We start from the raw sequence: 14,824 nt of genomic DNA, 5'->3' as shown, positions 1-14,824 counted from the left end.
TTACTCTCAGTAGTATTCAATGGTGTTTTTTATGCTGTACTTGCGCTCAACTGCGGGTTTAACGCTGTCGTCGGTGATGGTCAGGTCGCAGCTCACCGGGTTATTGTGCCGGTCGTAATCGCAGCTCTGCTTCACATTCCCCAGCGGTTTGTCATTCAGTAAACTCACGGCCGAGTAATCCATTCTTTTGCGCAGATCCTTCGAGGGTGTCGACTGTACGGATAAGTGCTGATCCCCGGAAACGGTGGTTTTACCGAGCGGGTAGCCGTCCGCGTCATAGCGATATTTCACTTCCATCTCTTTACCGTGCGCCGCGACCACAAATCCGTTGTCATCGGTATCCCACGTTACACCGGCAGACGGCAGCTCGGCCAGCTGGCATTTGCCCTGCAGTTTCACTTTTCGCTGCTGGGTTTCTGCATCGATGTAGTAGTTGGCATCCAGCACCAGCGCAACGCCGGTATTCGCTTCAAGATCGTGCAGCTCAAGCGTATCAAAGCACCCTTCTGTCGACATCGTCCCGGTCACCCGTTTGGAGACCTCGCCCTTGTCGTTAAACAGCGTCTGGGTAAAGTCTTTGACCGGGCCGCGCAGCGGGTCAAAATCAAACTCATTCGAAAAACTCGCCATCTCAGGCGTGAACGACAGCGGCGCGGAATTGTTGTCGCACCCCACCAGTGTCGCGGCCAGTAGCGTTATCGCTGCGTATTTCTTCACATCATTTACCGATTCAGGGAGATTATTCCCAATCATATTAGCAAATACAGTTGTTTACACGAACCCTGCTAAAATTAATCTACACACAGAGAAAAGGAGCTACAGATGAAACGGTTACCCTGGATTACCGCCCTGCTGTTAATGAGTGCCTCTACCGCCGCGCTGGCGGCACCGGATTCCTGCGAACGTGTAAAAAGCGACATTCAGCAGAAAATCATCAACAACGGCGTGCCGGAATCTGGCTTTACGCTGAACATCGTACCCAACGATCAGGCCGATCGTCCTGATGCGCAGGTTGTTGGGCATTGTGCCAATGATACCTTCAAAATTTTGTACACTCGCACAGGCAGCGGGGCTGCTGCTGGCGCGCAGGAGAGTCCGCAAGGCGAACCGCAGTGATTTTTAACCACTTTCCTTGCATCAATCCCCCTTGAATTGATGAGGATTAATATTTAATACCTCCAAATAAGTAACACTCACCCCATCATTAGCCCGGTTGTAATCACGGGCGAAAATAATAGTCAATTAAAATGATGGGGTGAGCCATGTCCGATGTCGAACATCACGGTGGAATTAGCCGCCGAACACTCGTTAAGTCCACCGCGATAGGTTCTCTGGCGCTTGCCGCCGGTGGTATCTCGTTGCCGTTTGGATTGAAAAGCGCCGCTGCTGCGGTGCAAAACGCCGTACAGCCTGCTGAAGATAAAGTGGTCTGGGGAGCCTGCTCGGTGAACTGCGGCAGCCGCTGCGCGCTGCGCCTGCATGTCCGTGACGACGAAGTTTACTGGGTGGAAACGGATAATACCGGGGAGGATATCTACGGCAATCATCAGGTGCGCGCCTGTCTTCGCGGACGCTCCATCCGCCGCCGCATTAATCACCCTGACCGCCTTAACTACCCGATGAAGCGCGTGGGCAAACGCGGTGAAGGTAAATTTGAGCGCATCTCCTGGGATGAAGCGCTGGATACCCTGACCCGCAGCCTGAAAAATGTAGTGGAAAAATACGGCAACGAAGCGGTGTACATTAACTACTCCTCCGGCATTGTCGGCGGCAATATCACCCGCTCTTCCCCTTACGCCTCGCTGGTGGCGCGCCTGATGAACTGTTACGGCGGCTTCCTGAGCCACTATGGCACCTACAGTACTGCGCAAATTTCCTGCGCGATGCCGTACACCTACGGCAGCAATGATGGCAACAGCACCTCCGACATTGAAAACACTAAACTGGTGGTGATGTTCGGCAATAATCCGGCGGAAACGCGTATGAGCGGCGGCGGAATTACCTACTACCTCGAACAGGCGCGTGAACGTTCAAATGCACGGATGATCGTCATCGACCCGCGTTATACCGACACCGCTGCCGGACGTGAAGATGAATGGATCCCGATTCGTCCGGGTACCGATGCCGCGCTGGTAGCCGGACTTGCATGGGTATTAATCAACGAAAATCTGGTTGACCAGCCGTTCCTCGATAAATACTGCGTTGGCTATGACGAAAAAACGCTGCCGGAAGGCGCGCCTGCTAATGGGCACTACAAAGCGTATATTCTCGGCCAGGGCGACGATAATACGCCAAAAACCCCGGAGTGGGCCTCGCGCATTACCGGTATTCCGGCGGATCGCATCGTCAAGCTGGCGCGCGAGATTGGCTCGGCAAAACCCGCCTATATTTGCCAGGGCTGGGGACCGCAGCGCCAGGCCAACGGTGAACTGACGTCGCGCGCCATCGCCATGCTGCCGATCTTAACCGGCAACGTGGGTATCAACGGCGGTAACAGCGGCGCGCGCGAATCGACCTATACCATCACCATCGAACGGATGCCGCTGCCGGAAAACCCGGTAAAAACGCAGATCTCCTGCTTTAGCTGGACGGATGCCATCGCCCGCGGCCCGGAAATGACCGCCCTGCGCGACGGCGTGCGTGGCAAGGATAAGCTGGATGTGCCGATCAAGTTCATCTGGAACTACAAGGACTTGAAGCGGACCCTTAGTAGGCCTGAGGTCCTGCATTGAGTCAAGACCTTGTGTCATTCTTTGTGCCAGACTTGTGTCATTAGACTGGATGTCTAGACGGCTGGTCAGGACCCCCGGTGGCCTCGGTCTGGACTTGAGGTGGGCCTATGGGGGGAAGTCTGCTGGCTTAATGTATTAGATGGTCATTCACATTTTTCTGTCAGAAACCATCGGTCCCACTGTGAGTCCAAACCTAAGGACCTAGAAGTCCACCCACAGCCTTAGACAGAGTGTCGAACACATCCACACCGAGTCGACCAGAGAGGACCATGTAGAGACCCACAGAGAGGAACACGAGTTTATAGACCAGAGTCAGGAGGGACTTCAGGTCTGCGGAAGTCATAGACATAAAGCCCTCCTTATCTGTTATGTTATATTATTACATTAACAACAGGTCCAGACCATTGGTCCAGACCATAGTTAGTTAATCACAGTGATAACCCACCACCTGAAGTCCTGCTGATATTCAGTCCAGACTTACCTCTTACCCATTGGTCTTACGCTTCGGTCTTGGTGAACTTCAGGCGTTTGACTACAGGCAGGACGGCAGTAGCTGAGCCAGTGCCCATCTTGACGGTCGTAGCAGCTTCAGCGACAACGAACACTTTACCGAGGATTTCCAAGTCGTGGGACTGAGAGTCGCCATCACGTGAAAGGACGACCGTAATATTCTCACCGTCGTGACGGAAGCAGCCGAAGCTCAGGGCCGTGAAGCGTTTAGCCAGCATGAACACACCTTTGTCCTCACCGTTGTAATACGCGATGTCGGTACCCAGCATATCCACGATAGCGTCTTCACCAGAGAAGCCCTGTTTAGCAGCCAGACGGGACAGCGCTTTCAGTTGGGACTCATGGGCGATGATGCCGTAATCAGACACTTCAGAGCCGAAAGAGGACTCGGTGTTCTCAAACAGAGCGTCCATGATAGCGTCTGCCTTAGTGGTCAGGCTTCCAGTCAGGACTGGCAGCTCTACGGTCTTCAGCAGCTTGGAGGACTCCAGAACGTCAACCATGCGAGCGTTGATGGTACGGACCACATTCTCACAGATGTTCATAGCGTCCTGCTGGAGCGTACCCTGAGTGAAACCAGTGGAAGACTTGACGTCCCATAGCTTGGTCTGGTGAGACGCGAGGATAGCTTGCTCAATAGGCTCTACCACAATCTCCTGACCAGACGGAGCGGTCACGACTTCAGGTCGCTTACCACCACGGACAGGAACGACCACAGAGCGGTCAGCCAGAGTGTGAGCAATGATTGGGGTAGGCAGGCTATTGCGGGTAGGCAGGACTTCTACAGGGAACGGGATGTTCTCTTGAGCGTCTTTAAGTACACCGTTCAGCATAGCCTTAACCGTCTTAGCTAACTGGAGGGCATAGACCTGCGGGTCAGCGTTAGTTGGCAGACCTTCGTTAACCTGAATGTTGTCGGTGTCGGTGATACGTACTGGCTCAATGCCGAACTGATAGCTATCTTTAATCATGGTCATAATAATCAATCTCCTAAATTAGTTTTAGATACTGTGGGTCCCGACATCAGGTCAGGACCACTTGTGTGTCTGTCTTAGAGGCTGTCCATCCAGTTACCGCCTGACTCAATGTCAGCGACAATAGCGGCACGGGAGCGACCAGCGGAATGGGTAGCACTGCGGAGGTTCTCACCATAGGTCCGGCGCTCAGCTTTGACCTGTTTGCGGCGCTGTAGCTCTTTCTGCCACTCTGCATCGGTCATGTTCTCTTCACGCATACGCTCAGCCTGAATGCGCTGCTCTTTAGCGATACGCTCAGCCTCGGCTCGCTTGTTCTGCTGGCGACGTTGGTAGGCGGTCATCAGGTCATTGCTGAAGAAGTTTCCAATGGTCACGCCAGCTTCAGCCAGAGCTTCCAGTAATTCCATGGACTCGCGGCTGGTGGCAGGCAGTCCTGACAGGTAGCCCGGAATCAGGGTCTTAATAGCGAAGGACAGTGGGTAGGACTGACCGTCCAGACTCACAGTGTTTTCGTAGAGATTGATGTCGGTGACAGACAGTTTCCAGTCTTGGTTATTGAACAACATAATGAATACTCCTCTTGAGAGTTGAGACTATCGGTATCGCAGACGCAGTAGCGCCTACGGGTCTCCCCGCATCGGTCATCTCAAAAGGTGTTTAAATTAGGTATGGTATGGTCAGGACTGCTTAGCAAACGCTCGGCGTAACTGATTATTCAAATCACGGTCCACCAGCATGGCTATCAGCTCGTCTCGACTGTAGAAAGGACGCTCGGGGTCTTCGACTCCAAGTCTCAGCAGAGACAGGAGGTGACGTGTAGGCAGACCACGGTAACGAAGGGTCGCTTTGCCGATAGGTGTGCGAGGGTCAATCATAGCCATGATTACTTACCCCACTCACAGCGACCAGCGGTCACAGCTTGATAGTCTGAATACTCAGCCTGTGAGACTTCACGTCCGGCGATGTAGAGGCCTGTGCCATGACGCTGGATGAATTCCTTGGTCTCCGGCTTGATGTCCTCAGCAGACGCTACAGCAGACTGCACGGTGGCGCTGGAGGTCATAGACACGAAGGCTTCAGAGACTGCCAGTCCGTACTCAAAGTCCAGCCAGCGACCAAACTCTACAGTAGCGGCGGGGTCAGCAAGGACGGTAGACCCGAGTTCACCCATTCGGATAAGGCGGATTTTCTGCCTATTCCTCAGTAGCTTTCCAACTTTGGTCTGAGCAAAACGCTTGTACTGTGTCGACTCGGTGTCTTCTACTTTGCCAATCTGAATGCCGACCCGGCGAATTTCATCGAGTCGAAACAATCCGTCCTGACTGGTGATGTCCTGACCGAAGATATGAATGGTGTATTCCTGCTTATTGTCAGAAGTCATAAGAGGCACCTCCTGCCAGAGCTTCGGCAAAGGACTTGAAGCGCTGCTCTTGGTCAGCTTTCGCCTGAAGACGTTCGGTATCAGGTGGGACCAGCTTATCAAAGGTGCCGTTTTCGTAATCCTCAGTTAGGACCTGAAGTCGGCGAGACCATTTGCTCTCCACCTGCATCATCGCGTTAGAGATGTGCTTCAAGCTCCTGTAGTGAGACTTCAGGTCTATCCAACATGAAGGCCTTAGCTGTGGCTGCAAGCTCTCTCTGACGCATTGTGGCTACTCTCCTGTCTGTGCTGCGGGTCGATACTGAAAGAAACGGTGTGGTCTGTCCCTTGAGTCTGAAGCGGATAGTATATCGACCATTGGCTCTACGGACTAACTGAGGCGTAGCCAATAGGTTGATTTGTGTCAGCCTTGTGTCAGGACTTGAGGTGTAGACTTGCCCATACAGATAGGGAGACCCAGAGAAAGAACTGGATGGATATACAGTGTTATCATGGTTAATGTCAGTCATATCAGGACCTTAAGTAGCATTGAGTCAACTACTTCAAGTCCATCCATCCGTCTGACAGTGGAGTCCATCTGGAACTATGCTGGTAATACCATCATCAACCAGCACTCCGACATCAACAAAACCCACGATATTCTGCAGGACGAAAGCAAGTGCGAAACCATCGTGGTGATCGACAACTTTATGACCTCTTCGGCGAAATACGCCGACATCCTGCTGCCGGACCTCATGACCGTCGAGCAGGAAGACATCATTCCGAACGATTATGCGGGCAACATGGGCTATCTGATTTTCCTGCAGCCCGTCACCGCGCCGAAGTTTGAGCGTAAGCCCATCTACTGGATCATGAGCGAAGTGGCGAAACGCCTCGGGCCGGATATCCATCAGAAATTCACCGAAGGCCGGACACAGTCGCAGTGGCTGCAGTATTTGTACGCCAAAATGCTGGCGAAAGATCCGCAGCTTCCGTCCTATGACGAACTGAAAAAAATGGGCATTTATAAGCGCAAAGATCCCAACGGACACTTCGTGGCGTATAAAAAATTCCGCGATGATCCGGATGCCCATCCGCTCAAAACCCCGTCAGGCAAGATTGAAATTTACTCCAGCAAGCTGGCAGAGATTGCCGCCACCTGGGAGCTGGAAAAAGATGAAACCATCAGCCCACTGCCGGTGTACGCCTCAACGTTTGACGGCTGGGATGCCCCAGAGCGTAAAACATACCCGCTGCAGCTGTTTGGCTTCCACTTCAAGGCGCGCACCCACTCCAGCTACGGCAACGTGGATGTGCTGAAAGCCGCCTGCCGTCAGGAGGTATGGCTCAATCCGGTTGATGCGGCACAACGCGGTATTCAAAACGGCGATATGGTGCGCGTGTTTAACGACCGCGGCGAAGTGCGCATTGCCGCGAAAGTCACCCCGCGCATCATGCCCGGCGTCAGCGCGATGGGCCAGGGGGCCTGGCACGACGCCAACATGAACGGCGATCGGATCGACCACGGCTCATGCATCAACACGTTGACCACCCATCGCCCGTCACCGCTGGCAAAAGGCAACCCGCAGCACACCAATCTGGTGCAGATCGAGAAGGCGTAAGGAGTAACCGATGACAACCCAGTATGGATTTTTTATTGACTCCAGCCGTTGCACCGGGTGCAAAACCTGCGAGCTGGCCTGCAAGGATTACAAAGACCTGACCCCGGACGTCAGCTTCCGCCGGATCTACGAATATGCGGGCGGCGACTGGCAGGAGGATAACGGCGTCTGGCATCAGAACGTCTTTGCCTATTACCTGTCGATTGCCTGTAACCACTGTGAAGATCCGGCCTGCACCAAAGTGTGCCCGAGCGGGGCGATGCACAAGCGCGACGACGGGTTTGTGGTGGTGAATGAGGATGTCTGCATCGGCTGCCGCTACTGCCATATGGCCTGTCCGTACGGTGCGCCGCAGTACAACGCCGCCAAAGGCCACATGACCAAGTGCGACGGCTGCCATGACCGCGTCGCAGAGGGCAAAAAGCCGATTTGCGTGGAGTCCTGTCCGCTGCGCGCGCTGGACTTCGGCCCGATTGACGAGCTGCGTAAAAAACACGGCCAGCTTGCGGCCGTCGCGCCGCTGCCGTCCGCGCACTTCACGAAACCGAGCATTGTGATTAATCCTAACGCCAACAGCCGCCCGACGGGAGATACCACCGGCTATTTGGCAAACCCGAAGGAGGTGTGAGATGGGAAGTGGATGGCATGAATGGCCGCTGGTGATCTTCACCGTTTTTGGGCAGTGCGTGGCCGGGGCGTTGCTCGTCAGCGGTCTGGCATGGATGAGAGAGAGTGACGAGGCGGTCAAAGCCCGCATCGTGCGCAGCATGTTCTTTTTATGGCTGGTCATGGGCGTTGGCTTTATCGCATCGGTGATGCACCTGGGTTCCCCGCTCAGGGCGTTTAACTCCCTGAACCGTGTTGGCGCGTCGGCGCTCAGCAACGAGATCGCGGCAGGCTCGGTCTTCTTTGCCGTCGGTGGCTTCTGGTGGCTGGTGTCGGTTATCGGTAAAATGCCGCCCGCATTGGGTAAAGTATGGATGGTGGTGAGCCAGATCCTGGGGATTGTGTTTGTCTGGGCCATGACCCGCGTGTATCAGATCGATACGGTTCCGACCTGGTACACCGGCTACACCACGCTGGCCTTTTTCCTGACGATGGCGCTGGGCGGCCCGCTGTTTGCCGCCCTGCTGCTTCGCGCCGCTGGCACCGCCTTCAGAGGTACGTTTGCCGCATCGGTGAGCGTACTGGCGCTGCTGCTGAGCGTGGCGGTGATTGTGCTGCAGAGTAACGAACTGGCGACGCTACACAGCTCCGTACAACAGGCCAGCGCCCTGCTGCCGGACTATGGCGCATGGCAAGTTGGCCGTATCATACTGGTCGCCGCCGGATTAGGCTGCTGGCTGTGCCCGCTCATCCGGCGCCAGGAGCCGAAAACCCTTGCGCTCTTTGCAGGCCTGGCGCTGGTTGTCGTGGGTGAACTGATCGGCCGCGGTCTGTTCTATGGTCTGCACATGACGGTAGGTATGGCAATTGCCGGTTAACACAGGCGCGCGGGTTCGCCCGCGCGAGCAAGGAAGGTTGTAATGATAGATGTCTCACAGCGTGAAGCGTTCGCGTTCAGCGCCCGGGTACTGGGCGCACTGTTTTATTATTCACCCGACAGCGAGCACGTTGCGCCGCTGGTCAACGCCCTGACCGCTGGCGACTGGGTTACGGACTGGCCGCTGCCGCAGGCGGCGCTGCAGCCCATCGCCGACACCTTTACGGTATCTGCCGATGAGCCCGTCACTGACGCCTGGCAACGGCTGTTTATTGGTCCCTATGCGCTGCCCGCACCGCCGTGGGGTTCCGTATGGCTGGATCGTGAATCCGTGCTGTTTGGGGATTCAACCCTCGCCCTGCGTCAGTGGATGCGGGAAAACCAGATTGCCTTTGAGATGCAGCAGAACGAACCGGAAGATCATTTTGGTACGTTGCTGCTGCTGGCCGCGTGGCTCACTGAGAACGGACGCGAGACGGAACGCGACCAGCTTCTGGCGTGGCACCTGCTGCCGTGGAGCACCCGTTTTCTCTCCGTGTTTGTTGAAAACGCCGGGCACCCGTTCTATACCGCACTGGGAAAACTCGCGCAGCTGACGCTTGCGGACTGGCAATCTACCTTACTGATCCCGGTCGCAGAAAAACCGCTCTACCGTTAACCGCGCTGGCTTGCTCACGCATGATGAGCAAGCCAGGCTCGCCAGCCACCGAATCGCGTAATCTCCTGTGCTCCCTCTAATCCTGCCTCCTCGCAGATAAACCCGGTCAGCCAGCGCCCGTCCTGAAGTTCGACTTTTCCCAGCCCCAGCGGTGCGGGGATCCCGGCCAGAAACGATCCCACTTCGCTGTGCGGTAGCGCCCACACCTCTACGGCTATTGCGGAACCCTGTTCTGTTGCCCGCACCATGCCTGGCCGTTTGCCGTCTGCCAGGGCAAAGAGCCGATAATGCGGGGCGCTGGTGGTGGCTTCTACATACGTCGCCCCGCGCTGGCGCAGTTGATGATTCAGCGCCAGCCCGTCCAGGTGCGCGCCGCACACCACCAGATACATCCGGTCATCGGTGGCGGTCGAAACAGGTGCATCCCCTTGCATCTCGCGCCCGCCGGGCAGGGTTAACATTTGGTGACGTTGTAACGCATCGGCCAGGCTGAGCAGATACTGGTCGGTAAACGCGCGGCCAAACAGCGTTATGCCGGAAGGCAAGCCGTTGGCCATAAACCCTGCCGGGACCGCCACGGCAGCGTAATCAAGCAGGTTCATAAAGTTGGTGTAAAGCCCAAGCTCAGAGTTGCGTTTGACCGGTTCCTCCGCCAGCTCGGCCAGACTCACCGGGCGCGGATAAGTGGGAGTTAACACGCACTCAAGCCCCGCCAGTATGGCATCGCACTCGCTTTTATAAGCCTGAAGCTGGTACTGCGCTTCAAACGCCGCTACCGCACTCATGGCAGGCGCTTTTTGCAGTACATTGCGGATCACCGGCAGCACCGCGTCCGGCTGTTGCTCAATCAACGCGCCCGCCACGTGGTAGCGCTCGGCCACCCACGGGCCGTCATAGAGCAGTTTTGCTGCCGCCAGGAACGGCGAAAAGTCGATGGTCACCGGCACGCCGCCAAGGGCGATCAGCCTCTCCTTTGCGGTGTGATACAGCGCCTCGCTCTCTGCGCAGCCGAGAAACTCCAGCGTGTCCGGCACGCCAAAGCGAAAACCGGCTGCCGGTACGCCAAATGCCTGCGCTCCGTTCCAGGACGGGTTAGCACGGCTGTAGTCATCACGCGCGTCTTTCGTCGCCGTCAGCGCCAGCAGTTGGCTGGCCTCCGCTGCCGTGCTGGTGAAGAACGTTACGCAGTCCAGCGTGCGGCAGGCGGGCACCACACCCGCTGTCGAGATCAGCCCTTTGGTCGCCTTCAGCCCGACCAGATTATTGAGAGAGGCCGGAACGCGCCCGCTCCCGGCGGTATCGGTGCCCAGGGCAAAGCTCGCCAGCCCCAGCGCCACAGCCAGCGACGAGCCCGCGCTTGAGCCACCGGACGGATACTCCGGATGCACACTGTTGCGACACGCACCAAATGGTGAGCGCGTGCCGTTTAAGCCGGTCGCGAACTGGTCGAGATTGGTTTTCCCCAGCGGGACCGCCCCCAGCGCGATCAACTGCGACACTATCGTCGCATCCTGCTCTGCCCGGTACGCAAAGGCCGGACAGGCGGCGGTGGTCTCAATACCCGCCAGATCGATATTGTCTTTAATGGCAAACGGCACGCCATAGAGCGGCAACGATGCCGGATCCACGCCGTCCAGCGCGGCCAGATACGGCTCCAGCTCGTCGGGCATGAGAAGATAAATAAAGGCGTTAAATTCCGGGTTCAGCGCCAGCGCGCGCTCGCGCAGGGCAAGGATAACCGCGCGAGGACGGAGCTGACCGGAACGGTATGCCTGCGCCAGAACATCAAGGCGTAAATCAAAAAGGTGCTTCATGCTGTTTTCTCCAGGACCACCACACACTGACCCGCGCGCACCGATGAACCCGGCTGCACGCGCACCTGGCTGACCACCCCGTCCTGGGTTGCGACCAGCGGGATCTCCATCTTCATGGACTCCAGTACCACCAGCACATCGCCTTCGCGCACGGTGTTACCGACTTCAACGTTTACCTGCCACAGGTTGCCCGATACCGGGCTGTCAATCCCGGCCTGTCCGGGTGCCAGCGGCGCGTCTTCGGCGTCTGTTACCAGCACCTCGCTGCTGTCAAAATGGGCCTGACCGTTGGCGGCCCAACGCTCACGCTCGGCGTCAAACGCGGCCTGCTGATGCGCGCGGAACGCCTCAATCTCCGGCGCCTCGTAGGCCAGGAATTGCTGATACTCCGCCAGCTTCAGCGTGGTGTGTTCGATGCGCAGCGGATAACGCCCCAGCGGGAAATCCCGGCGGATGGTGAGCAACTCTTCGGCTGAGACCGGATAAAAGCGGATCTGGTCGAAGAAGCGCAGTAGCCAGGGCTTGCCGCCAAAATCCTCCACGGCGTGATAGCGATTCCACATCTGCAGCGTGCGTCCGACAAACTGATACCCGCCCGGCCCCTCCATGCCATAGACGCAAAGGTAGGCCCCGCCAATACCCACCGAGTTTTCCGCCGTCCAGGTGCGTGCCGGGTTGTATTTGGTGGTCACCAGACGATGACGCGGATCGAGCGGTGTCGCGACCGGCGCGCCCAGGTAGACATCTCCCAGCCCCATTACCAGATAGCGAGCATCGAACACCGTTTTATAGACCTCATCGATATTCGCCAGATCGTTGATACGACGGATAAAATCCAGGTTGCTCGGACACCATGGCGCATCCCGGCGCACGGTGGTCATGTATTTGTCGATGGCCTTCTGGCACGCCGGATCGTCCCAGGAGAGCGGCAGCCAGACCACGCGCGACGGCACGTCCAGCGACGCCTGCCCGCATACGTCCTGCCACAGCCCGGCCACCGTCTCCAGCAGCGCTTCCAGACTCAGCGTTTCCGGCTGATAGTGAATCTGCAGGGAGCGGATCCCCGGCGTGAGGTCGATAATCCCCGTCAGGGCGCGCGTTTCCAGCGCCTGCATCAGCGCGTGGGCGCGAAAACGCAACACCAGATCCAGTTCGGGGTCGCCTATCTCCAGCAGCAGATGGGTATCGCCGGATAACCTCGCCACCAGCCGTTTATCGTCCTCTCCCACCTCCAGCACCACCGGCGAGCTCAGCCCGACAGGTTGCCACGGCATGACCTGCGGCGTCAGGCTGGCGATTTGCGCCGCCTGCCCCTTCGCCAGCCGTCGGGCGGTGGAAACGTCCACCGGCATAAAGCGCACTTTATCGCCCGCTTTCAGCTGGCCAACCGCGTGTAAATCCGCCTCAATGACGGTGACCGGGCAGACAAATCCCCCCAGGCTTGGACCGTCGGGGCCGAGGATCACCGGCATATCGCCGGTGAAATCCACCGCGCCAATGGCGTACGGGTTATCGTGGATGTTCGACGGGTGCAGCCCCGCTTCGCCGCCGCTGTCGCGTACCCATTCCGGTTTCGGGCCGATCAGACGCACGCCCGTGCGGCTGGAGTTAAAATGTACCTCCCACTCGGTGGCAAAAAAGGTCGCCATATAGCCCGGCGTAAAATACTCCGGCGCACCATGCGGACCGTAAATCACCCGCAGCTCACGCACCCCATCCAGGCTGGTGCGCAGGGCCTGCGGCAGCTCCCCGTCCGCGACAGGTTCGGTCAATGGGGACAGATGCAGCACGTCACCTGTGCGCAGTGCTCGTCCGGCGTGACCGCCAAACTGCCCGAGGGTAAAGGTGCTTTTGCTGCCCAGATAATCCGGCACCTCAAACCCGCCGCGCAGGCAGAGATAGCTGCGCACGCCGTCACCCTGAATATCGCCCATACGCAGCGTGCTTCCCGCCCGGACGCGGAAAACGCGGTTGTTTGCCAGCGGCTCGCCGTCCAGCGTCAGCGCAATGGCTGCGCCGGTCACCGCCAGCTGCGCGTCGCAGTTAAATTTCAGCGTCGGGCCGCTGAGGGTGATCTCCAGCGCGGCGGCCCCCTCCTCATTGCCCAGCAGACGGTTGCCGAGACGCAGCGCCAGGCTGTCCATCGGCCCGGAGGGCGGCACCCCGACGGCCCAGTAGCCCGTGCGCCCCGGATAATCCTGCACCGTGGTTTGCGTCCCGGCGCTGAGCACCTCAAGGGTGAAGGCCTGATAGTCCAGCGTCTCTAAACAGCGGGTCCACGGCTCGCCGTGGGCGAACGGCGGGAAGGTTAAAATCTGCTGCAAATAGCTGCGGTTGGTTTCCACGCCGTAGAGACGCGTCTCTCCCAGCGCGGTGTGCAGGACGCGGATCGCCGCCTCGCGCGTTGGCTGCCAGGCGATGATTTTGGCCAGCATCGGGTCAAAAAACGGCGGTACGTCGCAGCCGGACTCCACCCAGCTGTCGATGCGCAATGTGCGACGGTCGTTTTCCGGGAACACCACTTCGGTGAGTAGCCCTGGCGACGGCTGGAACTGACGGCCCGGATCTTCGGCGTAGACCCGCGCCTGAATGGCGTGTCCTTGTGGTTGCAGGCTGGCGCGCAGCTCCGCCAGCGGCGGCAGCGTTCCGGCCGCCAGGTCAATCATCCAGCGAACCAGATCAACATCCCACACCTGCTCGGTGACGCCGTGCTCTACCTGCAGACGGGTGTTCACTTCAAGGAAGTAAAAGCGGGCCGCGTCGCTGTCGTAGACAAACTCCACGGTACCCGCGCTGCGGTAGTTGACCGCCTGGCCGAGTTTTATCGCCGCCTCGCACAGCGCTGTCTCCATACCGTCCGGCAGGTTAGGCGCGGGCGTCTCTTCCAGCACCTTCTGGTTACGCCGCTGTACCGAGCAGTCGCGCACGCCGAGGGCAATCACCTCGCCTTTGCCGTCACCAAACAGCTGGACTTCCAGGTGACGCGCCCGCTCAATGTATTTTTCGATAAACACGCCCGCGTCGCTAAAGTTATTCTTGCCCAGGCGCACCACGGCATCGAAGGCGTCGCGCAGCTCTTCCGCGTGGTAACAGACGCGCATGCCGATCCCGCCGCCGCCCGCGGTGCTTTTCAGCATTACCGGGTAGCCCACTACCGCCGCAGCGTGAACGGCCTCATCGACGTTAGCCAGCAGCCCGGTGCCTTCGAGCATCGGCACGCCGTGCGCTTTCGCCAGCGCGCGGGCGGTATGTTTCAGGCCAAACAGGCGCAATTGTTCCGGCGTGGGGCCGACAAACGCAATGCCTGCGGCTTCGCAGGCTTCGGCAAATGCGGCGTTTTCCGACAGAAAACCGTAGCCCGGATGAATGGCCTGCGCACCGCTGGCTCTGGCGGCCGCGATGATCTTTTCGCTCACCAGATAGGTGTTCGCCGCCGGGCCTTCGCCCAGGCTCAACGCCTCATCCGCTTCCCGGATATGCAGGCTGCTGAGATCGGCTTCGGAATAGACCGCCACGCCGCGGATCTTCATGGCGCGCAGGGTGCGCAGAATGCGGCAGGCAATCGCCCCGCGATTTGCAATCAGGAGTGTCGTCAACATAGGTCAGACTCAATCGTGGCGGGTCGTCCCGCCGAAAATCGGCTCACCCATGGTCGTCCATGGGGAAAA

Annotated in this window: 10 protein-coding genes and 3 pseudogenes; 6 read left to right on the top strand and 7 right to left on the bottom strand. The window is 58.1% G+C overall.

All coding sequences use genetic code 11. The features are described from left to right. Positions 1–6 precede the first annotated feature (6 nt). The gene (locus tag ACQG19_RS11235; protein ID WP_014831730.1) at positions 7–717 is read right to left on the bottom strand and encodes a YnfC family lipoprotein; all 711 of its coding nucleotides are present in this window, start codon (positions 715–717) and stop codon (positions 7–9) included. 105 nt (positions 718–822) lie between these two features. On the opposite strand from ACQG19_RS11235, the gene ACQG19_RS11230 reads away from it, so the two are divergent. Continuing rightward, positions 823–1,116, top strand: a complete 294-nt coding sequence (locus ACQG19_RS11230; RefSeq protein WP_013096796.1) for a DUF1161 domain-containing protein — start codon at positions 823–825, stop codon at positions 1,114–1,116. A gap of 146 nt (positions 1,117–1,262) precedes the next feature. Further along, positions 1,263–2,687 (top strand): annotated as a pseudogene (locus ACQG19_RS11225) (molybdopterin-dependent oxidoreductase); the annotation flags it as partial. Between the two features lie 542 nt (positions 2,688–3,229). Here the strand turns inward: ACQG19_RS11225 and ACQG19_RS11220 are convergent. The 4 genes and pseudogenes from ACQG19_RS11220 to ACQG19_RS11205 form a co-directional block, all read right to left on the bottom strand. Further along, positions 3,230–4,219, bottom strand: coding sequence for a hypothetical protein (locus tag ACQG19_RS11220; RefSeq protein ID WP_246931892.1), 990 nt, complete (start codon positions 4,217–4,219; stop codon positions 3,230–3,232). A gap of 74 nt (positions 4,220–4,293) precedes the next feature. Beyond that, on the bottom strand, positions 4,294–4,785 hold the full coding sequence (locus tag ACQG19_RS11215) for a hypothetical protein (RefSeq protein ID WP_246931893.1): 492 nt from the start codon (positions 4,783–4,785) through the stop codon (positions 4,294–4,296). 317 nt (positions 4,786–5,102) lie between these two features. After that, positions 5,103–5,600 carry a hypothetical protein gene (locus tag ACQG19_RS11210; RefSeq protein ID WP_044068512.1) on the bottom strand — a complete coding sequence of 166 codons (498 nt, stop codon included), beginning with the start codon at positions 5,598–5,600 and terminating at the stop codon, positions 5,103–5,105. Then, positions 5,590–5,799: pseudogene (locus ACQG19_RS11205) on the bottom strand (hypothetical protein); the annotation flags it as partial. The gene ACQG19_RS11210 and the pseudogene ACQG19_RS11205, both read right to left, overlap by 11 nt. Before the next feature lie 367 nt (positions 5,800–6,166). Here ACQG19_RS11205 and ACQG19_RS11200 point away from each other — a divergent pair. The 4 genes and pseudogenes from ACQG19_RS11200 to dmsD form a co-directional block, all read left to right on the top strand. Further along, positions 6,167–7,201, top strand: a pseudogene (locus ACQG19_RS11200) (molybdopterin dinucleotide binding domain-containing protein); the annotation flags it as partial. A 10-nt stretch (positions 7,202–7,211) separates the two neighbouring features. Beyond that, on the top strand, positions 7,212–7,829 hold the full coding sequence (locus ACQG19_RS11195) for a DMSO/selenate family reductase complex B subunit (RefSeq protein ID WP_246931895.1): 618 nt from the start codon (positions 7,212–7,214) through the stop codon (positions 7,827–7,829). 1 nt (position 7,830) lies between these two features. Then, complete coding sequence (locus ACQG19_RS11190; RefSeq protein ID WP_040023152.1) at positions 7,831–8,685, top strand: dimethyl sulfoxide reductase anchor subunit family protein; 855 nt, start codon at positions 7,831–7,833, stop codon at positions 8,683–8,685. Between the two features lie 42 nt (positions 8,686–8,727). Then, positions 8,728–9,342, top strand: a complete 615-nt coding sequence (dmsD, locus tag ACQG19_RS11185) for a Tat proofreading chaperone DmsD (RefSeq protein ID WP_020688218.1) — start codon at positions 8,728–8,730, stop codon at positions 9,340–9,342. A 14-nt stretch (positions 9,343–9,356) separates the two neighbouring features. On the opposite strand, the gene atzF is transcribed toward dmsD, so the two are convergent. Together atzF and uca are read right to left on the bottom strand one after the other, a co-directional pair. Beyond that, positions 9,357–11,156: an allophanate hydrolase gene (atzF, locus tag ACQG19_RS11180; RefSeq protein ID WP_128310784.1), complete on the bottom strand. Its 1,800-nt coding sequence runs from the start codon at positions 11,154–11,156 to the stop codon at positions 9,357–9,359. Continuing rightward, positions 11,153–14,755, bottom strand: a complete 3,603-nt coding sequence (uca, locus tag ACQG19_RS11175) for an urea carboxylase (RefSeq protein ID WP_246931897.1) — start codon at positions 14,753–14,755, stop codon at positions 11,153–11,155. The genes atzF and uca overlap by 4 nt, the downstream gene beginning before the upstream one ends. Between the last annotated feature and the right edge of the window lie 69 nt (positions 14,756–14,824).

Source organism: Enterobacter cloacae complex sp. 277I4 (assembly GCF_050031465.1).
Taxonomy (GTDB): domain Bacteria; phylum Pseudomonadota; class Gammaproteobacteria; order Enterobacterales; family Enterobacteriaceae; genus Enterobacter; species Enterobacter cloacae.
Note: the sequence above shows the minus strand (reverse complement) of the source record. Positions and strands in the feature narration are given on the sequence as shown.

Bases quoted from the DNA above. Each gene is read 5' to 3' on its own strand.
- ACQG19_RS11230 (WP_013096796.1), top strand. From the start codon at position 823: ATGAAACGGTTACCCTGGATTACCGCCCTGCTGTTAATGAGTGCCTCT.
- ACQG19_RS11220 (WP_246931892.1), bottom strand. From the start codon at position 4,219: ATGACCATGATTAAAGATAGCTATCAGTTCGGCATTGAGCCAGTACGT.
- ACQG19_RS11215 (WP_246931893.1), bottom strand. From the start codon at position 4,785: ATGTTGTTCAATAACCAAGACTGGAAACTGTCTGTCACCGACATCAAT.
- ACQG19_RS11210 (WP_044068512.1), bottom strand. From the start codon at position 5,600: ATGACTTCTGACAATAAGCAGGAATACACCATTCATATCTTCGGTCAG.
- ACQG19_RS11195 (WP_246931895.1), top strand. From the start codon at position 7,212: ATGACAACCCAGTATGGATTTTTTATTGACTCCAGCCGTTGCACCGGG.
- ACQG19_RS11190 (WP_040023152.1), top strand. From the start codon at position 7,831: ATGGGAAGTGGATGGCATGAATGGCCGCTGGTGATCTTCACCGTTTTT.
- dmsD (WP_020688218.1), top strand. From the start codon at position 8,728: ATGATAGATGTCTCACAGCGTGAAGCGTTCGCGTTCAGCGCCCGGGTA.
- atzF (WP_128310784.1), bottom strand. From the start codon at position 11,156: ATGAAGCACCTTTTTGATTTACGCCTTGATGTTCTGGCGCAGGCATAC.
- uca (WP_246931897.1), bottom strand. From the start codon at position 14,755: ATGTTGACGACACTCCTGATTGCAAATCGCGGGGCGATTGCCTGCCGC.